17 protein-coding genes are annotated in these 18,541 nt (G+C 73.0%); 5 read left to right on the top strand and 12 right to left on the bottom strand.

Annotated features, from left to right (window positions below):
• Positions 1-171: 171 nt before the first annotated feature.
• Both DCW30_RS18325 and DCW30_RS18320 read left to right on the top strand, forming a co-directional pair.
• Entirely contained in the window at positions 172-1,401 is a 1,230-nt protein-coding gene (locus DCW30_RS18325) for an alpha/beta hydrolase (protein WP_240437943.1), read from the top strand.
• Between the two features lie 51 nt (positions 1,402-1,452).
• Positions 1,453-2,376, top strand: coding sequence for a hypothetical protein (locus DCW30_RS18320; RefSeq protein ID WP_076684738.1), 924 nt, complete (start codon positions 1,453-1,455; stop codon positions 2,374-2,376).
• A 185-nt stretch (positions 2,377-2,561) separates the two neighbouring features.
• On the opposite strand, the gene DCW30_RS18315 is transcribed toward DCW30_RS18320, so the two are convergent.
• The 6 genes from DCW30_RS18315 to DCW30_RS18290 all read right to left on the bottom strand — a co-directional run bounded on the left by DCW30_RS18315 (position 2,562) and on the right by DCW30_RS18290 (position 9,543).
• A complete protein-coding gene (locus DCW30_RS18315) occupies positions 2,562-5,243 on the bottom strand; it encodes a SpoIIE family protein phosphatase (RefSeq protein WP_076684739.1) in 2,682 nt (893 codons plus the stop codon).
• A gap of 173 nt (positions 5,244-5,416) precedes the next feature.
• Positions 5,417-5,833, bottom strand: a complete 417-nt coding sequence (locus DCW30_RS18310; protein WP_076684740.1) for an ATP-binding protein — start codon at positions 5,831-5,833, stop codon at positions 5,417-5,419.
• A gap of 108 nt (positions 5,834-5,941) precedes the next feature.
• Positions 5,942-6,340, bottom strand: a complete 399-nt coding sequence (locus DCW30_RS18305) for a (deoxy)nucleoside triphosphate pyrophosphohydrolase (RefSeq protein ID WP_062780886.1) — start codon at positions 6,338-6,340, stop codon at positions 5,942-5,944.
• 92 nt (positions 6,341-6,432) lie between these two features.
• On the bottom strand, positions 6,433-6,618 hold the full coding sequence (locus tag DCW30_RS18300) for an SPOR domain-containing protein (protein ID WP_076684741.1): 186 nt from the start codon (positions 6,616-6,618) through the stop codon (positions 6,433-6,435).
• Positions 6,619-6,838: 220 nt separating this feature from the next.
• On the bottom strand, positions 6,839-7,594 hold the full coding sequence (locus tag DCW30_RS18295) for a GntR family transcriptional regulator (protein WP_076684742.1): 756 nt from the start codon (positions 7,592-7,594) through the stop codon (positions 6,839-6,841).
• 374 nt (positions 7,595-7,968) lie between these two features.
• Positions 7,969-9,543, bottom strand: a complete 1,575-nt coding sequence (locus DCW30_RS18290; RefSeq protein ID WP_076684743.1) for a S8 family peptidase — start codon at positions 9,541-9,543, stop codon at positions 7,969-7,971.
• A 310-nt stretch (positions 9,544-9,853) separates the two neighbouring features.
• Between DCW30_RS18290 and DCW30_RS18285 the strand changes: the two genes are divergently transcribed.
• On the top strand, positions 9,854-10,978 hold the full coding sequence (locus DCW30_RS18285) for a threonine synthase (protein ID WP_076684744.1): 1,125 nt from the start codon (positions 9,854-9,856) through the stop codon (positions 10,976-10,978).
• 38 nt (positions 10,979-11,016) lie between these two features.
• Here DCW30_RS18285 and DCW30_RS18280 read toward each other — a convergent pair whose 3' ends face one another.
• Both DCW30_RS18280 and DCW30_RS18275 read right to left on the bottom strand, forming a co-directional pair.
• Complete coding sequence (locus DCW30_RS18280; RefSeq protein ID WP_062780881.1) at positions 11,017-11,664, bottom strand: HAD family hydrolase; 648 nt, start codon at positions 11,662-11,664, stop codon at positions 11,017-11,019.
• Entirely contained in the window at positions 11,651-12,862 is a 1,212-nt protein-coding gene (locus tag DCW30_RS18275; protein WP_076684745.1) for an acyl-CoA dehydrogenase family protein, read from the bottom strand. The genes DCW30_RS18280 and DCW30_RS18275 overlap by 14 nt, the downstream gene beginning before the upstream one ends.
• A 119-nt stretch (positions 12,863-12,981) precedes the next feature.
• Here DCW30_RS18275 and DCW30_RS18270 point away from each other — a divergent pair, with 119 nt between their 5' ends.
• Entirely contained in the window at positions 12,982-13,578 is a 597-nt protein-coding gene (locus DCW30_RS18270) for a TetR/AcrR family transcriptional regulator (protein ID WP_232627185.1), read from the top strand.
• Here DCW30_RS18270 and DCW30_RS18265 read toward each other — a convergent pair.
• A complete protein-coding gene (locus tag DCW30_RS18265) occupies positions 13,561-14,544 on the bottom strand; it encodes a ScbA/BarX family gamma-butyrolactone biosynthesis protein (protein ID WP_076684747.1) in 984 nt (327 codons plus the stop codon). The genes DCW30_RS18270 and DCW30_RS18265 overlap by 18 nt on opposite strands.
• A 342-nt stretch (positions 14,545-14,886) precedes the next feature.
• On the opposite strand from DCW30_RS18265, the gene DCW30_RS18260 reads away from it, so the two are divergent.
• Positions 14,887-15,531, top strand: a complete 645-nt coding sequence (locus DCW30_RS18260) for a ScbR family autoregulator-binding transcription factor (RefSeq protein WP_198503535.1) — start codon at positions 14,887-14,889, stop codon at positions 15,529-15,531.
• 9 nt (positions 15,532-15,540) lie between these two features.
• Here the strand turns inward: DCW30_RS18260 and DCW30_RS18255 are convergent, their stop codons facing one another.
• The 3 genes from DCW30_RS18255 to DCW30_RS18245 all read right to left on the bottom strand — a co-directional run bounded on the left by DCW30_RS18255 (position 15,541) and on the right by DCW30_RS18245 (position 18,539).
• Entirely contained in the window at positions 15,541-17,094 is a 1,554-nt protein-coding gene (locus DCW30_RS18255; RefSeq protein ID WP_079107679.1) for an MmgE/PrpD family protein, read from the bottom strand.
• A gap of 74 nt (positions 17,095-17,168) precedes the next feature.
• Positions 17,169-17,537, bottom strand: a complete 369-nt coding sequence (locus DCW30_RS18250) for a nuclear transport factor 2 family protein (protein WP_062780878.1) — start codon at positions 17,535-17,537, stop codon at positions 17,169-17,171.
• Between the two features lie 45 nt (positions 17,538-17,582).
• On the bottom strand, positions 17,583-18,539 hold the full coding sequence (locus DCW30_RS18245) for a diacylglycerol/lipid kinase family protein (RefSeq protein ID WP_076684748.1): 957 nt from the start codon (positions 18,537-18,539) through the stop codon (positions 17,583-17,585).
• Positions 18,540-18,541 lie beyond the last annotated feature (2 nt).

Raw genomic sequence — 18,541 nt, 5'->3', positions numbered from 1 at the left:
TCGGGCCCGGCGGGGGCGGCGGGTTCGGTGGCTTCGGCGGGGGCGGCGGGTTCTTCGGTTCCGGTGGGTTCGGTGGGGGCGGCGGGCTTGGCGGGCTCGGTGGGTTCGGCGGGCTTGGCGGGGGCGACGGACTCGGTGGGTTCGGCGGGGCGCTCGGAAGGCGGGCGCGGCGTGGTGACGCGGCGCGCGGTGATGGGGATCGCCGCGGCAGGGATGGCCGCGGGGATGCTGCCCGGGGCCGCCCACGCGGCGGTGCGGCGCCGAGGTGACGGCGGGCCGGCCGCCGAGGCGGCGCGCGTCCGGTTGCCGAGACCCACGGGCCCGCACGCGATCGGCACCGTGACCGCACGGCTCGTCGACCGGTCACGGCACGATCCCTGGGTGCCCGCGCGGCGGTGCCGGGAGCTGATGATCAGCGTCTGGTACCCGGCCGCGCCCAGCGGCGGCCGCCGGGCGCGGTACATGGCTCCGGGCGCCGCCGCGCTCTGGGACGCCACCGCGCCGCACGGCATCCCGCGGGGCGCGATCGACTTCGGCGGGCTGGAGACGCATGCCGTGCGGGGCGCCCCCGCCGACCGCCGGGGCGGCCCCCTGCCCGTGCTCGTGTACGCCGCGGGGGCCGGCGATCCGCGTACGTGGGGCACGGCGCTGGTCGAGGAGATGGCGAGCCGCGGTTATGTCGTGGTGACGGTGGACCACACCTATGAGAGCCCGGGGGTCGAGTTCCCCGACGGCACGGTCAGGGGGAACGAACCGCTGCTGGCGGCGGTGGCCGAGGCCGCGAGGAACGGCACGATGCCCGACCTGCTCAGGAAGACCCTCGGCGTCCGGGTGGCCGACTCCCGGTTCGTCCTCGACAGCCTCGGCTCGCTGCCGCACGGCCTGTCCAGGCTGGTGGACCGGCGGCGCGTGGGCATGTTCGGCCAGTCGGCGGGCGGGATGGCCGCCGCGCAGACGATGTTCGAGGACCGCAGGGTGCGGGCGGGCGTCGACCTGGACGGCACCCTGGAGTACAACCCCGAGCCGAACGGCACGCATCTGTCGCCGGTCGCGCGGCATGGCCTCGACCGCCCGTTCCTCCTGATGGGCAGGGACGGCAGCGACCGCGGGACGGAGCCGTCCTGGCGGTCGTTCTGGTCGCACAGCACCGGCTGGAAGCGGAACCTCACGTTGCGGGGCTCGCTGCACCAGACGTACACCGACCTGGCCGCGCTGCTGCCGCAGGCCGGGGTGGACGGGGCGACGCTGGAGAAGCACCTCGGCAAGGTCGACCCGGCGCGGGCGGTCGCCGCCCAGCGGGCCCATGTCGGCTCCTTCTTCGACCGCTGGCTGAAGGGCACGGACGACGGCCTCCTCGACGCGCCCTCGCAGCGTTATCCGGAGGTCGATTTCGCGGGGTGACATCGCCGGTCGGGGCCTCTCGGCGAGGGGCGCTGTGCCACACTGCCGCGCATGCTGATATCCCGGCTGTCCCGGCCCCTGCTGGCCGTCCTGCTCACGGGGACGCTCGGCGCGGGCGCCGCCGGGTGCTCGCTGCCCGGGGGCGACGGTGGCGCGGACGGTACGGGTCTTGAGCGCGCCCTCGACGCGGTGCCCGCCTCGGCGGCCGACCAGGCGGTGACGTACCGGGACGTGCGCAAGGTCCGGCGGCTCGTCGCCGAGGACCCCTCGCTCTACCGCGGCCTGGACGGCTTCGGCATCCTCGAGGTCGCCCAGAGCGGCTACACGGGCAAGGACGTCGGCGCGGACTGGGGCTTCGACGAGAAGGACGTGACGGCGTCGGTCCAGGTCGGCGAGGACTCGTTGCTGACCGGCGACTTCGACACGTCCGCGGTGGGGCGCGCGATGAAGAGGCAGGGCTTCGGGGCGACCGGGATCGACGGGGGCACCCGCTTCGAGAAGCGCGGCGAGGACGTCGCGTACGAGGTCTCCGGCTCCGTCCGCGTGGCCGACCGTTCGCAGAGCGGGCTCGGGGTGTCCGCCCCGGCGAAGTCCCTGCGGGACGACGCGGCGTACGCGGCGGTGGCCGACTGCCTGGGCGATGTGTACGAGGCGACGTACTACGCGAAGCGGGACGACGCGGACGCGGAACTGTTCGCGATCGGCGGCCGGCTCGCGAAGGACGGCGGGAGGAAGAAGGGCGGGACATCGACGGAGAAGCTGTGCGTACGGGCCGCTTCCCCGGAGGCGGCGGACAGGGTCGCCGAGACGTTGCGGACGAAGACGGGGCCGGGCGCCCGTTACGCGTCGTCGAAGGTACGGGTGACCGAGGACGGCATGGTCACCATGGCCTGGCGCAACCAGCCGCGATCGGGCCTGCGCCCAGCGGACAACGACAGAACGGGAGAGCTGCCGAACCTGCTGAACCGCGGCTGAGCCCTTGGGGGCCACCCGCTGAGCCCCTCGGGGCCACCGGCGGAGCCCCCCTCGCGGGCCCGCGGCCCCTCGGGACCCCGCGGCTCCCTCCGGGGCCCGCCCTGACACCTTCGCCCTGAAACCCCGCCACGACACTTTTGCCACGCCACCTGTGCCATGACCCCCGAGAGGGCATGGCCCTCGGTTCAGAAGAGGCTCAGCAGGGCCTCGGCCGCGTCCATCGGCTCGGTCTCGCCGTCCGGCAGGGCCAGTTCGAACCAGACCGTCTTGCCGCGGGGCGTCCGCCGCGAGCCCCAGCCCGCGCTGAGCAGGCCCACGAGTTGCAGCCCGCGCCCGCCCTCGTCGGTGTCCCTGGCCCTGCGGCGGCGCGGCTGGACGAAGCCGCCGTCCCATACCTCGCAGACCAGGGTGCGGTCGAGGAGGAGGCGGAGCCGGATCTCGCCCTCGCCGTAGCGCAGGGCGTTGGTGACGAGCTCGCTCACGAGGAGTTCCGCCGTGTCGCAGAGCCGTTCGAGGTCCCAGGCCCGCAGCTGCTCGCAGGCGAGTTCGCGCGCGCGGCCGACCGACTTGGGGTCGCGCGGCAGCGTCCAGTCGCCGACGTGCTCGGCGGGCAGGCCCCGGACGCGCGCCATCAGGAGCGCGATGTCGTCCTCGCCGTGGTGGGTGTCGAGGGTGTTCAGGACGTGGTCGCAGACGTCCTCAAGGGCGGGCGGGGCGTCGCCGAGGGAACGGACGAGGGCGTTGAGGCCCTCGTCGAGGGGGTGGTCGCGGGACTCGACGAGGCCGTCGGTGTAGAGGGCGAGCAGCGCGCCCTCGGGGAGTTCGACCTCGACGTCCTCGAAGGGCTCGCCGCCGACGCCGAGCGGCATGCCCGGGGGCACGTCGAGCATGAGCGCGTGCTGGCCGGGCTCGCCCGGTTCGCCGGGTTCGACGAGGACGGGCGGCAGGTGTCCGGCGTTGGCGAAGGTGCAGCGCCGGGTGACGGCGTCGTAGACCGCGTAGACGCAGGTGGCGAGGTACACCTCGCCGAGGTCCGCGTCCGCCGCCTTGCGTGCCGCGCGGGTGGAGCGCTGGGGCCCCGCCGGGCTGCCGAGGCCGCGGGCGATCTCGTCCAGGGCCGAGAGGACCTCGGCGGGCTCGGTGTCGAGGAGCGCGAGGGTGCGCACGGCGGTGCGCAGCTCCCCCATGGCGACGGCCGCCCGCAGGCCGCGCCCCATGACGTCGCCGATGACGAGGGCGGTGCGGTGGCCCGGCAGCTCGATGACGTCGAACCAGTCGCCGCCGACCTCGGTCGCGGCGTTGCCCGGCAGATAGCGGCAGGCGATGTCGAGGCCCGCCGCCTCGGGGTCGCCGGGCGGTAGCAGGGAGCGCTGGAGGATCAGCGCGCGCTCGTGCTCGCGGCGGTAGAGGCGGGCGTTGTCGATGCAGACGGCGGCGCGCGCGGCCAGTTCGACGGCGAGTGCGCGGTCGCGGTCGCCGAAGGGCTCGCTGCCCTTCGTGCGGGAGAACTGGGCGAGGCCGACCACGGTGTCGTGGGCGACCATCGGCACGGCGAGCGTGGACTGGACGAGCCCGCCGGTGAGGCGGCTCGCCGAGTGGTCGTCGTCGGCGGTGACGAGCCGGGGGCGGGCCGCGCGCAGGGCGTCGGCGCAGGGCGAGGTGAAGGCGAAGCGGTGCACGACGCCGACGTCGAGGGGCTCGGTGCCGTCGGGGAACGGGGCGTCGGCGACGGCGCTCGCGAACGCCACGCGGCGCAGCTCCGCGCTGCCGTCGGCGAGGCCCGGCGGGGCTTCGTCGCCGTCGAGCAGGCCTTGGTACAGGTCGACGGAGGCGAGGTCGCAGAAGCCGGGCACCGTGACGTCGAGGAGTTCCCGCGCGGTGGTCTCCAGGTCGAGAGAGTTGCCGATGCGGGCGCCCGCCTCGTTCAGGAGGGCCAGGTTGCGGCGGGCGTGGGCGGCCTCGCGGGCGGCGGCCTGCCGCAGGGTGACGTCGGTGCCGAGGCCCGCGACGCCGATGGGGCGGCCGGAGCCGCTGTGCACGCGGTAGAGGTTGACCGACCAGTGCCTGCGGTCGTTGCTGTGGGGCGTGGGGCCGACGATCTGCATGTCGGTCACGGATTCGCCGGTCGTGAGGACCCGCTTCAGGGCGGCGGCCATGCGGTCGGCCTCATGGCGCGGCAGATAGTCGTGGACGGTGCGCCCGCGATGGTCCTCGGCGCCGCCGCCGAAGACGTCGGCGAAGCGGCGGTTGGCCCGCTGCACCCTCAGATCGGTGCCGAACAACAGGAAGCCGAAAGGAGATTGGCCGAAAATCGCCTGCGAGGCGGCGAGGTCCGTCTCGATCTGCCGGAGTGCCCGGATGTCGACGACGACGCAGACCGCGGCCTTCTCGCCGTTCTCCGTCTCGGTCGGCATGACGTAGACCTCGGCGGTGCCCTCCAGGCCCTTTCCGTCGGGGCGCCGCTCGTCGGGCATACGGAAGGGGACGACGCCCGTCCACTCCCGGCCGTCGAGGATCTCCGCCATCTTGCGGTGCCCGTTCGCACGCAGTTCGGGCGCAACGAAGGCCTCGATGGGGTCCTTGCCGACGGCGTCCCGCGCGGCCACGCCGAACAGCCGCTCGGCGCGTCCGCTCCACTGGTCGACGAGTCCGTCGGGGCCGATCGAGAACGAGGCGACCTTGATGTAGTCGTAGAGGGAGCCGGGCGGGCTGCTCTGCCAGGTCTCATCCACCTGCGCGTGGGCTGCCCCGTCGCCCGCGGCTGCCCCGGGCGGTCCGCCGGCCGTCGTGTCGCCCGACGGTCCTTCGGCCCTCGCGTCGCCCGACGGCCCCTCGGGCTCCGTCGCCTTCGCTGGTATCTCGCTCACGCGAACCGTCCCCTCCAGCTCACCGCGTCCGGCACCGGTCACCGCATACGGCTGACCGCAGTATCCAGCACTACGGCACGGCCCCACACGGCGTTCACGATCACAGCACGGACTCGACGCTTTTTGGCCCGTGCCGCTCTTGTGCCCGACACCCGTCGCACACTGCAAGTCTTCTAACCCGGCAGGGCCAGCTCGAACCACACCGTCTTCCCCGTCCTGCCCGTCCTGCCCGGCCGCGTCCCCCACCTCTGCGCCGCGCGGGCCACGAGCTGGAGGCCCCGCCCTCCCTCGTCCTCGGGCGCCGCCGTGCGGGCGAGGGGCGGGTCGGGGAGCGGGTCGGACACCTCCACCAGCAGGGCGCCCATGGGGCCCGCGGGCCGGACGAGGCGTACGCCGATGGGGCCCGACGCGTGGCGCAGGGCGTTGGTCACCAGTTCGCTGACGAGCAGTACGGTGATGTCGCCGAGGGGCGTGAGGTTCCAGTCGCCGAGCTGTTCACGGACGACGGCGCGGGCCGTGCGGACCGCGCCGGGATCCGCGGGGAAGTCCCATTCGGCGCAGTCGCCTTTGGTGTCGATCACGCCGATCACTTCCAGACCAGAAGCAGGACCTGTCCGTTTCTTGGAGTCAAGGGGCCCATACCCGCATAGCGCGACGAATTACCACAAATGGGGCACTTGGGGGTATGGGCGGTCCGCCTACGAGTGGTCCCGCATGGTCAGCAGCGCCTTGACGGCGGGGACGTCCGCCGCCAGCCAGTCCACCGTCCAGACCTCGTCGGGGGTGAGCCAGCGCAGCGCGTCGTGGTCCTCCAGAGGCTCCGGTTCGCCGGAAACGAGACGGGCCGTCCAGACCCGCAGGGCGTATCCCTTGGCGAGCGGCCATTCCCCCGGCACCCGCTCCCCCGCCACCGCCTCGACGCCCAACTCCTCGCGGAGCTCGCGCACGAGCGCGCCCTCGCAGCTTTCTCCGGGTTCCACCTTGCCGCCGGGCAGCTCCCAGCCGCCCGCCAGCTCCGGGGGCGCGCTGCGCCGCGCGGCGAGCAGGCGCCCGCCGCCGTCGTACAGGGCGGCGCCCACCACGATGCGTTCGTTCATGCGCCGGAGCTTAGGTGCCGCCCGTGAGCGGCGGGCCGGCCAGGGTCAGGGGCCGGGCAGGGCTCAGCGGGCGGCAGGACTCAGGGGCCCGGTCAGTGCCCGCTGCCGTTCGTGTTGAGCTTCTCGATCCAGTAGAGCTGTTGGTGGCCGCGCTCATCGAGGCTGTCCGCGATCTTCTGGGCCTCGGCCTTCGTCGCGAACCTGCCCACGCGATAGCGGTTGCCGTTGTCGTCCTGCCTTATCACGAGCCAGGGCAGCAGGACCGTGCCGTCGTTCATCGCGCCCCTCCGCTCGGCGCCTCCGGCGCGCGGAGCGCCTCGATCACTAAGGAAACCGCAGTCCGCATATGCCCGAGCCTACGCCCGACCTTTACGCAGCGGATACGGAATGGCACGAGGAGATACGCGGAGGGTGCGCAATCGCGCCACGGGACGCGCGCGGGCGAGGCGGCGCCGGACGGATGCGCCGGCGCGCGCCGTACTTCTGGCGGGGAGAGGGCTACTTCACCGGCAGGTGGTACGCCACGCGATACCGGTCGGCGGGGATCACGACGTCCGCCGTCTCGACCGGGCGGCCCGAGGCGTAGTACGTCCGCTGGACGACGACCACCACGTGGCCCGGGACTCCGCCGAGCGCCGTCAGCTCCTCGGCGAGGCCGGGGCGGGCGCCGACCTCCTCGGCGACGTTGTCCACCACGACGTCGATGGCCGCCATGCGCTCGACGACCCCGCAGCCGCCGAGGGGCCCCTCCTCGGGGAGCATCACCGGGGTGCGGCCCGTGACGGCCAGGGGCTCCCAGGAGGTGGAGAGCATCATGACCTCGCCCGCGTCCCTGTACACGTACTTGGTGCACATCACGCGCTCGCCCGGCTTGATGTCGAGCCGCTCGGCGATCGCGGCGCCCGCCTCCACCTGCTCGCTGCGGGACTCCCAGGTGCCGCGCGCGCCGTCGGCGGCCTGCTCCTGGCGGAAAGGGGTCGATCCGCCGTTCGCCGCGCGATAGCCGGTGCGGACGATCTTGCGCGGGACGGGGCGCTCCCTGACGTACGTCCCCGAGCCCGAGCGGCCCTCGACCAGGCCTTCCGCCATCAGGACCTTGCGCGCCTCCAGCGCGACCGTGTCCGACACCCCGTACTCCTCGCGGATCCTGGCCTGCGACGGGAGCCGGGTGTGCGGCGGCAGCGAACCGTCGACGATCTTCTTGCGAAGATCGCCCGCGACCCGCAGATATGCCGGCTGCTCACCGAAAGTCACTGGCCACTCCCATCAGGTTGACAGACAGCTACAGCCTGGCAACCGTGGGTTGTGGACTGCAACCCAAGGCCAAGGAATCACTCGATGTGATGATTTCTGGCCCGGCAGGCCTTTACGCAGGCCTGTTACCCGGATATGGAGCACATCCAGCGCCCCAAGAAAACGTTCCTGCGAACCGCCATGGCCCCGCCGTCGGGCCTGTCGTCGCTCCGGCGTCGACCCGCCGTCGACCCCGTCTCACGACTCGTCCTCGCGGCGGTCCGGGTCACCGACCCGGAGCCGTGCCGCGAGGACGAGGGTGAGAGTGAGGGCGAGGACGAGGACGAGGGCGATCAGGCCGTCGAGGTCACAGGGGACGGATCAGCGGCCGACCGTCAGAACTTCAGGCTCCAGGAGTCGATCTTCCCGGTGTCCTGTGCCGCGTTGTCGCTGACCCGCAGCTTCCACGTGCCGTCGGCCGTCTCCGAGGAGGCGTCCACCGAGTACGTGGTGTTGATGTTGTCGGCACTGCCGCCGGTCCCGTAGTTCTTGAGGGTGTAGGCGGTGCCGTCGGGGGCGATCAACTGGACGCGGAGGTCGCCGATGTAGGTGTGCTGGATGGTCACCGGCACGCTCAGGGCGGCGGGCGCGTTGCCGCCGACGCCGGTCACGGCCACCGGGGACTCGGCCGTGGCGTTGTCCCCGATCGCGTAGTCGGTGTCGTTGGTGAACGTCTTGCCCGGCGGGTTGGTGGTGCCGCCCGTCACGTTCAGGAGGCGGTTGGGCGAGCCCGTGCCGGGGTTGGTGACGACGCCCGGCGAGGACGCGTCGACCAGGGCCGCGGAGACCTGGGCCGGGGTCGACGACGGGTTGGCGCCCAGGTAGATCGCCGCCGCGCCCGCGACGTGCGGGGACGCCATCGACGTACCGGAGATGGTGTTGGTCGCCGAGTCGCTGGAGTTCCACGTGGAGGTGATCGAGGAGCCCGGGGCGAAGATGTCGAGGACGCTGCCGTAGTTGGAGTAGCTGGCACGCGCGTCGGTGCTGGTCGTGGCGCCGACGGTGATGGCCTCGGCCACGCGGGCGGGGGACTTCGTCGACGCGTTGGTCGACTCGTTGCCCGCCGCGACGGCGTAGGTGATGCCGGCGGCTATGGAGTTGCGCACGGCGGTGTCCAGGGCGGCGTCGGCGCCGCCGCCGAGCGACATGTTGGCGACGGCGGGCTTGACCGCGTTCTTGGTCACCCAGTCGATGCCCGCGACGACCTGCGCGGTGGTGCCCGAGCCCTGGTTGTTCAGGACGCGGACACCGACGATCTTCGCCTTCTTGGCGACGCCGTGCAGGGTGCCCGCGACGGTGCCCGCGACGTGGGTGCCGTGTCCGTGGCCGTCCTGCGCGGTGTTGTCGTTGTCGATGGCGTCGTAGCCGTAGGAGGCGCGTCCGCCGAAGTCGCTGTGGCTGATACGGACGCCGGTGTCGATGACGTACGCCGTCACGCCCTCGCCCGCGGAGTCGGGATAGGTGTACTTCTGGTCGAGCGGCAACGACTTCTGGTCGATGCGGTCGAGACCCCAGGACGGCGGGTTGTTCTGCGTCGCGGTGGCCTTGAACGTCCGGTTCTGGACGACCGCGTCGACCGCCGGGTCCGCGGCGAACTTCTTCGCCTCGGCCTCGCTGAGCTCCACGGCGTAGCCGTTGAGGGCCTTGTCGTAGGTCCGCTCGATCTTCGCGCCGTACTCCTTGGCGAGGGCCCTGCCCTCGGCGGAGCGGGCCTTCGGGGCGTTCTTGTCGAGGCTCACGATGTAGCTGTTCTTGATCACGCCAGGGGTTCCGGCGTTCTCGATCACGCCTTCCGCCCGGTCCGGCCCGGCGGTCGCCGGGACGGCGGAGACGACGCCGAGGGCGAGGGCCGCGACCGCTGTCGCGCTGATCCCTGCCAGTCTTCGGCGGGAGGGACGCATCACTGCCATCTGAGGGGTCCTCCTCGATAGATGGTGCGTTGGTGGGGGATGCGGTGCCTGTGGTGCCCACACACGGGGAGCCGGTAGTCGATCATGACCATGTCAAGAGCGCGCGCCGTTGACGAGCGCACGCCCTGACCGCGGGTCTCCTGACTCCACCGGGACGAAAGATTGGCCGATCCATAGGAATCCCACAAGACATGGGACGGCATGTAACACGCCCGCCACGCACTCTTCATGCCTCACCCGCACCAGCCGCCCCGAGGCCCCCACGGCCACCCTCCCGCTCCCCCGGCGGGCGCCGCAATAGCCTGCGCCCATGACTGCCACGACCGCTCTGCCCGACGCCTTCTGCCCCACCGACGGAACCCGGGTCCCCGCGGGCACGCTCGCCTGGTCCTGCCCGGTCTGCCGGGGCCCGCTCGACCTCGACTTCTCCCCCACGCCCGCGCGCCCGGCCTCGCTCACGGGACGCGTCAACTCGCTGTGGCGGTACGCGGAGTGCCTTCCGCTGTCGGCGCCCGCGATCTCCCTCGGCGAGGGACGCACCCCCCTCGTGGAACTCGCGGGGCCGGTCTCGGCCAAGCTCGACTTCCTGATGCCGACGCTCTCCTTCAAGGACCGGGGAGCGGTCATGCTCATCGCCCTGGCGCAGCGGCTCGGCCCCGAACGGGTCATCGCCGACAGCAGCGGCAACGCGGGCACGTCGGTCGCCGCGTACAGCGCGCGGGCCGGACTCCCCTGCACCGTCTATGTGCCCGCGGGCACCTCGCCCAAGAAGCTGGAGCAGATCGGCGGGCACGGGGCGCGGCTCGAAGTCGTCGAAGGGGGCCGGGAGTCCGCGGCGCGCGCGGCCCGCGCCGCCGCCGACGAACCCGGCACGTTCTACGCCTCCCACGTGCACAACCCCTACTTCCTCCAGGGCACCAAGACCTACGTCCACGAGCTCTGGGAGGACCTGGGCGGGCGGCTGCCCGACGTCCTCGTCGTGCCCGTCGGCAACGGCACGCTGCTGCTCGGCGCCGCGCTCGCCGTGCGCGAGCTGCACGCGGCCGGGCTGATCGCGAAGGCGCCCGCGCTGTACGCGGTGCAGTCCGCGGCGGTCGCGCCGCTCGCCGAGGCCTGGCGGGCCGGCGCCGACGACCTGGTCGGCGAGACCCCGGCGGCCGACACCTTCGCGGAGGGCATCGCGATCCCCCGGCCGCCCCGCGCACGGCAGATCCTGCGGGCCGTGCGCGCCTCCGGGGGCGCCTTCCTCACCGTGACGGAGGAACAGATCGCGGCGGCACAGCTCGACCTGGCGACGCGCGGACTCTACGTCGAGTCGACCGGCGTGGCCTGCTGGGCCGCCGTGCGGGACGGCGCGCTCGGCGAGCGGACCGCGGTGGTTCCGCTGTGCGGGGCGGGGGCGAAGACGGGGCTCGCGAAGGCCTCCGTCGGCTGACGCCGGGCCACGCCGACGCCGGGCGCGGACTCCCGGGGTCAGCGGCGACCGGCCCCGGCGCCGCCCCCGACGAGTACCGCGTGCCCCACCTCGGCGAGCATGGGCAGGTCGGAGGCGTCGTCCCCGTAGCCGTAGCAGTCCGCGGGGTCGATGTGGGCGTACTGGGCGAGGAGTTCGCGGACCAGGCGGCGCTTCTCCTCGCCGATGACCGGGGCGCCGATGAGCGCGCCGGTGTAGACCCGGCCGCAGCGCTCCGGGCGCGCGCACAGCACGTGCTCGGCGCCGACCGCGTCGGCGATGGGCTGGAGCAGCGGGCGGAACGAGCCGGAGACCAGGGCGATGCTCGCCCCCGCGGCCCGGTGGCCGCGCAGCTCGGCGGCGACCTCGCGGACGTAGAAGCCCTCGGCGGCGCTGCGCTCGGTGAACCAGCGGCGGGCCCACTCCTCGACCGCCGCCACCGGTTCGCCACGCCAGGCGCGGAAGTACTCCCGGTTGGCGTCGGCGCGCGGCAGGCCCGCGGCCGTCCTCGCCGTCAGGTCGTCGCGCACGCGGGCCGCCCTGCGGGCGCCTTCGGCGCCGTACCGGCCCGCGCAGTAGAAGTCGAGGAAGTCGAACAGGCTCTTGCGGGTGATCAGCGTTTCGTCGACGTCGGTGAAGACCAGACGGGCGCGTTCAGACCTCGGCACGGGTTGCCTCCAGGGCCGGTTCCCGCGCGGCGGCGGGCTGTGCGGACAGTTCGGAGAAGACGCTCTTGGCGTAGTCGGTGGCGGCCTGCTCCTTGCGGAGCATCCGGTGGCCGGCGATGGTCCGCACGTCGCGGCGGCAGCGCTCGACGGCCGCGGGGACCGGGTGGGCCGGTCCGCCGGAGGTGCGGTGCAGCCGCTCGACCGCGCGGGCCAGCAGGCCGACGGCCGAGGCCGCGATCCGCCGGTTGCGCGCGACGTCGTGCCCCGTCCAGGCGGCGGCGTCGGCGCGCTGCGCGGCGTCGCGCAGCAGGAGTTGGGCGGCCTCGATCTCGTCGGACGACAGGGCGAGGGCCCGGTGCAGCCGCAGCACGCCTTCTTCGGGCAGTCCGAGGGCGTGGCGTGCGGCCCACTGGGACCAGGCGTCGAGCGCGTGGCGTGCGGCGCCGAGCGCCGGGGCGCAGAAGAGGAGGCCGCCGCCGAGCTGGGCGGGCACGGTGTGGCACCTGGCCCGCCCGGGGCCCGGGGTGCCCTCGGTGAGGTCGGAGAGGAGGAAGGAGCGGTGGCGGGGCACGAGGACGGAGTCGACGACGACGGTGTGGCTGCCGGTGCCGCGCATGCCGTCGGCGTCCCAGGTGTCGATGACCGTGGCCCGGCCGCGGGGCACGGCGAACACCCGGCAGCGCGGCCCCTGTTCGGTGGGTTCGGTGGAGGTGAGGAGGAGCCAGTCGGCGAAGGCGACGCCGCTCGCGTACGGCCAGGCCCCGCTGAGCAGCCAGCCCTCGCGGGTGGGCGTGGCCTCGCCGGACGCGCCCATCACGGCGGTGATCAGCGTGTCGGGCGAGGCCGCCCAGAGGTCACGTTGCCCGTCGGGGGGCAGATAGGCGGCGAATCTGCCGTGCGCGGCCCAGAGGGCGCCGCACCAGGCGGCCGACGCGCAGCCCGCGCCGACCGTGGCCGCCGCGTCGAGGAGCGCGGCGAAGGTGCCTTCGGCGCCGCCCCAGGCGCGGGGCACGAAGTGGCGGGCGAAACCGGCGCGGGAGAGTGACGCGGCCGTCCCGTCGTCCAGGCGCCTGTTCCGCTCGGCCGCGCCGGCGTGGGCGGCGGCCGAGCGGGCGGCGCTCGCGACCGCTGAGGGCGCCAGGGGTCCCGTACCCGCGGACCGCCGGTGCTCCGTCGTCGAACTCTGTGACTGAATCATCTGTGGCATACACCCCTTCGGACGATTAGAATTCGTTCTTGAACGTATCTTTATTGCCGTCGGACCCTCGCTCCGAGATCCGCGTGAAGCTCGCCCTCGATCCCCCGCCAGTGAAGGAGGTGTGCACCTTGCCGAAGCAAGCACGGGCCTTGCGCACGTACGACGCCGTCCTGGACGCCGCCGCCCACGAGTTCGCGCGCCATGGGTACGCGAACACCAATCTGCAGAAGATCGCCGACCAGATCGGCCTGACGAAGGGCGCCCTCTACGGTCACTTCTCCAACAAGGAGGAGCTGGCCGCCGTCCTGTCCGTCCACCTGAGCGACGCGGTCGAACCGCCCCTCAGCGCCGCGAACATCCCGGCCGACCCCGCGCTCGGCCGGCTGCGGAGTCTCATGCTGACCCTGGGAGAGCTGTTCCAGGGCGACGTACGGGCCCGTGCCGCGCTCAGGCTGACGCTGGAGACCGCTCAGGCCTCGGAGGACACGGCGGCCCTGCTGGAGGAGACGCACTCGGTGGTGCTGCGTCTGGTGGGCGAGGTGCAGCAGGAAGGGCACTGGGAGGCGGCCGCCTCCCCCAAGGCCGTGGCCGACCTGCTGGTGGCCGCCTTCTTCGGAGTGTTCTGGATGGGCTCCGCCCAGGAGCGGACGGAGGGGGGCAGCCGGGTGACCGCCATGTGGAACGTCCTGGATCACGCCCTACGGAGCAAGGCCTGACATCGAGGCCGGCTCGGGCCGGTCCGCGTGATCCGCGGCCGGGTCGCGCGGGCCCACCCGCCCCCACGCCATGTCGGTCCTGGCGAGCAGGGTGTCCCCCTGCAGCGCCGCGACGCGCATGCGGAACGGGTCCGCCGGGGTGGCCCCCGGCACGCTCCGCTCGACGAGCAGCCGGATCGGGGCGTTCAGCTCGGCGAAGGCCGCGCACTCCACCTGCACACCGACCAGCGCGTACGCCTGGTCGCCCAGCGGCTCCTCCACCCGCTCGTGCACGCAGAGGTGGCCGAGCTGACGGAAGCCCTCCATGAGGACCATGAGCGGCACGTGGTCGGTGGGGTGGTCGAACAGCACCGCGTGGTCGCGGTCGAGGCGCAACTGCCAGTCCCCGTCCGGCCAGCAGCGCTCCAGGACGCAGTCCTTCCACCGCAGCCTGCCCACCCGGCGCGGCGGCACGAGGGGCGCCGGGGTCAGCTCCCCCACGACCGGGGCCGGCGGGGTGTCGCCGCCCCAGGCCATCCGCCGCAGCAGTCCGTACCGGCGGTCGTCCATCACGTAGACGCTGATCGACCCGGTGCCGCAGAGCTCTCCGTCCACCAGGAGCCGGACGTCGAGCCGGGCGCCCTTCGGACGCCCCTCCTCCCAGGTCCACTCCGCGTCGAGGACCACGGGGACGGGGGTGCCGTTGACCCGCAGCGCCGCCGGGTCGGTGATGTCGAAGGACAGGTCACGGCCGACGAACCGGGTGCCGAGCGGCACGTCGCAGTACTCGTGGCCGATGTAGAGAAGTGCCTGGCGGATGGTCTCCGCGAACAGCATCGGATCGCTGAGGCGCTGTGCGTCCGGGTGGTAGAGCGCGTGGTCGCGCGGCCACTGGGCCGCGACAGAGAAACGGCTGTCGCTGACACGACAGCCGTCGGTGACGAACACCTCCGCGATCGAGCTGCGGTGCACCAACGCGCGGGCCACCGGCCTGAGAAACGTGAGGCCAGGTGCCGGGAGAGCCATTGATGCGGCATCCGGGTTTCTGGAAGTATCGATGAGCACGACCGACTTCTGAGACAACGCTTCCCCCAAATCAGGACGAACTCTTGCCGGAGAACAGACGTGTGAAGCCTTGCTGCGCGGGAATTAATATACCTGCGAGAAGGTATATTTCAAGAGCCGAAGCCACATGCCGTCACCACCAACTACCGCCGCGTAGCGACCAGTTGGCGCACCGGAGGACATAAGCCCACCTCACGGCCGCCTCGACCACCGGGCCCGAGCCGACCCGGATCCGACAGATCTACTGCGCACGATTTGGACGCCATGAGCAACCGACGCAAGACACCGCTGCCGCCCCTCCCGACCTCCATGCCGACGAACGACACGTCGCACCTCAAGCAGGAGCGGGCGATCCAGACCCGCAGAACGATCCTGAACGCGGCGGCCTCGGTCTTCGCCGACACCGGTTTCCCCGCCGTCACCATCAAGGACGTGGCGGACAAGGCGGAGATGACCAAGGGAGCCGTGTACTTCCACTTCGCCAACAAGGAGGCGATCGCCGCCTCCGTGGCGGAAGAGTTCTACCGCCGTCTGAACGAGATCATCGCGCCCGTCCTGGAGGACGACCAGTCCTCCCCCGCGACGGTGGTCAACGTCCTGCTCGCGGTGGCCCAGGGCTTCCGCGAGGACGACTACATCAAGGCGGGCTCCCGGCTCCAGATCGAGCGCCCGTACATCAAGAGCGAGATGCCGATCCCCTACGTGGGCTTCACCGACCTGCTCACCGAGCTGCTGGAGAGCTGCCGCAAGGCGGGGAACCTGCCCGAGGACGTCGACCCCGGCGCGCTCGCCCGCGTCCTGCGCGCCGCGCTGTTCGGGGCGCAGCACATCTCCTGGGTGCAGGCGGACCGCCAGGACGTCGTCGAGCGGGTGCAGGAGATCATCGACGCCTTCCTGCCGCTGCGCTGAGCGCGGCGGTCAGTCGAGGAACGCCGCCTCGATCCAGCGGCGCACTCCTCGCGGGCGCATGCGGTGCAGCGCGCCGACCGTGTCGGCCACCTGCTGCGATCCGCCGACGGCGAGGAACTTCTCGCGCACCATCTCGGAGTGGCGCGAGCGAGTGTCGGGACCCGCGGCGCCGACCGGGATCAGGCGCCCGCGGGTCACCGTCCGCCCGTCGGTCAGCCGTACGGTGACGCGGGCGCCGGTGGCCTTCGTCGAGCGGGAGAAGTCCTGGCCCGCCTCGCCGAGGCTGCCGACCAGGTCCACCAGGTCGTCGCCGCCGAAGCCGCGCAGCCAGGGCAGGGCGTCCGGTCCCGCCTCGCGCACGGCCTCGCCGAACGGGGCGTCGGAGAGGAAGAGCTCGCGGGTCATGCCGGTGTCGTGCTCCAGGCGGACCCGGCGGGCCAGCTCCCAGCGGCCGGGGTCGTCCAGGCGCGGCGAGGAGAAGTCGTCCACGGAGAACTCGCCGGTCATCAGGGTGGTGGCGACCGGGTAGGGGACGTCGAGGACGAGGGCGCCGAGCGGTGATCCGGGCCCGTTGACGTACTGGGCGGCGCGCTCGCCGGCGAACAGCGTGTACAGCGACGCCTCGACGACGATCTCCGCCACGTCCTGCGGGCGGAGAGGGCCTATCGCGCGGTGTATCTCCGCGGCGCAGTCCACCGCGGCGTCGATGCCGGGGCCGCCGGGGTGCATCTTGAAGGACAGGGTGTCGGTGTGCCAGCGGCTGCCGAGGCCCTTGGCGACGGCCTGCGGGAGCGGGACGGTGGCGAAGCGGGCCAGGAAGCCGTCCTGGTGCTCGATGATGTCGGGGGCGCCGCGCAGCCCGGCCGCCGCCGCGTCACAGGCGTCCATGGCGGTGCGTACGGGCGTGAAGGTGTTGAACAGCCGGGCGTCGCTGGCCAGGAAGGCGCGCATCAGCGGCCAGTTGGGCATGGCGAAGGCCAGACCGAAGGCGTTCTCCCACAGGTGGGCCGGGGCCCGGTCGGCGTGCAGCCGGCCCGCGACGGCCCCCGCGAGGTGGGTGTGGACGGCGCTCTGGCCGCGCAGCGGACCCAGGGTCGCGGAGGCGGTGATGCGCGCGGCGCACTCGTTGGCGGCGACCACGGCGGTCAGCAGGGAGAGCCCGTCGAGCTTGCGGGCGTAGGCGAAGGCGAGGGGCACCGCGACCGTCGAGTTGGACAGGTGACCGGCGTACGCGGTGTCGTCGAGGTTGAGCCAGGAGCCGAGGGCGGCGAAGACGCCGGCGGCCGTCCTGGGGTCGCGCTGCATGGGGTGGCCGAAGGCGGCCACGAGCTTGCGGCCCAGGGGGTGGGCGAGGCCCGCCCTGATGGAGGCGATCTGCGAGAGGACCTGGCTCGCGGCGAGCTTCAGGACCCGGCAGGGGACGTCCTGGGGGCGCAGTCTCGCCGCCCACGCGGACAGTTCGCGCAGCGGTGTGTCCGCGGTGGCGCGGGGGCCCGTGGACCGTGGCGCCTCCCACTGCTCGCACAGCGTCCGGGCCACCCGTTCGGCCAGTACCGCCGACATCTGACGCCCTGCCTTTCCGTGCTGGTGCGGACCGGAGCGGCGGTACGCCGGCGGCGTACCGCCGCTCCGGGTGATCAGGCCGCGGGGACCTTGTCGAGGAAGCCGTAGACGCCCTGGATGCGTCCGTCCTCGGCGGTGACCGCCACGTCGAAGCCGATGGCGATCGGCTCGCTGCCGGGCTCGGTCACCAGGCCCCACTGGAAGCGGGCGATGTTGTGGTGGGCGTCCACGGTGCCGATCAGCTCGAAGCTGAGGCCCTTGAACTGGTCACGGGCGCCCGCGATGACGGCGCCGATGCCCTCGTGGCCCTCGACCGCGGCGAGCGGGTCGATGTACGGGGCGTCCGCCGTGAACAGCTCGGCGATGGCCGCCGAGCGCTTGTCGGCGTCCGCCTCGTTCCAGATGGCGAGGTAGCGGGTGACGGTGGTGTTCAGGTCGCTCATGGGAGGTCTCCTTGGTCGAGAGCGTCGTACGGGAGCAAGAGATGGTCAGATGGGGTCCGTCGGCGCCCAGGTGGCCAGGGCGCCGGGCAGCACCTCGAAGGTGGCCGACGCGCCGATGGCGTGCTGGTACTCGCCGTCGTGCTCCAGCGGCAGGCGCTTGCCGTCGGTGCGTTCGACCGTGATGGTGCGCCCGCGCGCGTACACGGTCGCCGGGTGGTTCATGTGGTCGGCCCGCAGGGTGAGTCCGGGCACGTCGGTGGCGGCGACGCCGCCGCCGATGACGCAGACGTCGAGCAGTCCGTCGTCGAGCAGCGAGTCGGGCAGGACGAGGAAGCGGCCGCCCCGGTAGGGGCCGCCCCCGACGTTGGCGAGGACGGTCGGGCCCTCGTGCACGACCCGCCCGTCGACGACGACCCGGCCCGGGTAGGGGGCGTAGTCCGCCGCGGTGTCGGCGAACGCCTTCGCGTACCGCTCGCGCCCCTTCAGCGGGCTGTCCGCCGCGGTGATGAGCGCGTCGGCGATCACCCCGCTGCAGGAGCCGAGGAAGACGCAGTTGCGGGTCTCGGCGAGCCGCGCCAGGTCCAGCCGGCGCAGCCGCGCGCTGCCGCCGGCGCGGGAGTCGGCGAGCACCGCCTTGAGGGCCTCGCTCCAGGGCCGCTCGCCCCAGAGCATCTTGTACGCGGAGTTCCCCGTGCCGCCGGGCACGATCATCAGCGCGGCCCGTCCGGCGGCCGTGTGGAGGCCCTGGACGACCTCGCGCACGGTGCCGTCGCCGCCGATGGCGACGACGAGGTCGGGCGCCCCCTCGGTCCGCTCCAGGGCACGGCGCACGAAGACGGTCGCGTCGCCCTGGGCGGTGGTGAGGTGGAGCTCGGTGTGCGCGAGGTGGGCGGAGCACAGCTCCCGCACCTCGCGCACGAGGGCCGGGCTGTGGCTGCCGGATGCGGGATTAACTATGACCAGGGCCCTGGTGGGGCCCGCGGCGTCGCTGCTGTCGGCCATGT

The organism is Streptomyces alfalfae (assembly GCF_004127445.1).
GTDB lineage: Bacteria > Actinomycetota > Actinomycetes > Streptomycetales > Streptomycetaceae > Streptomyces > Streptomyces alfalfae.
Note: the sequence above shows the minus strand (reverse complement) of the source record. Positions and strands in the feature narration are given on the sequence as shown.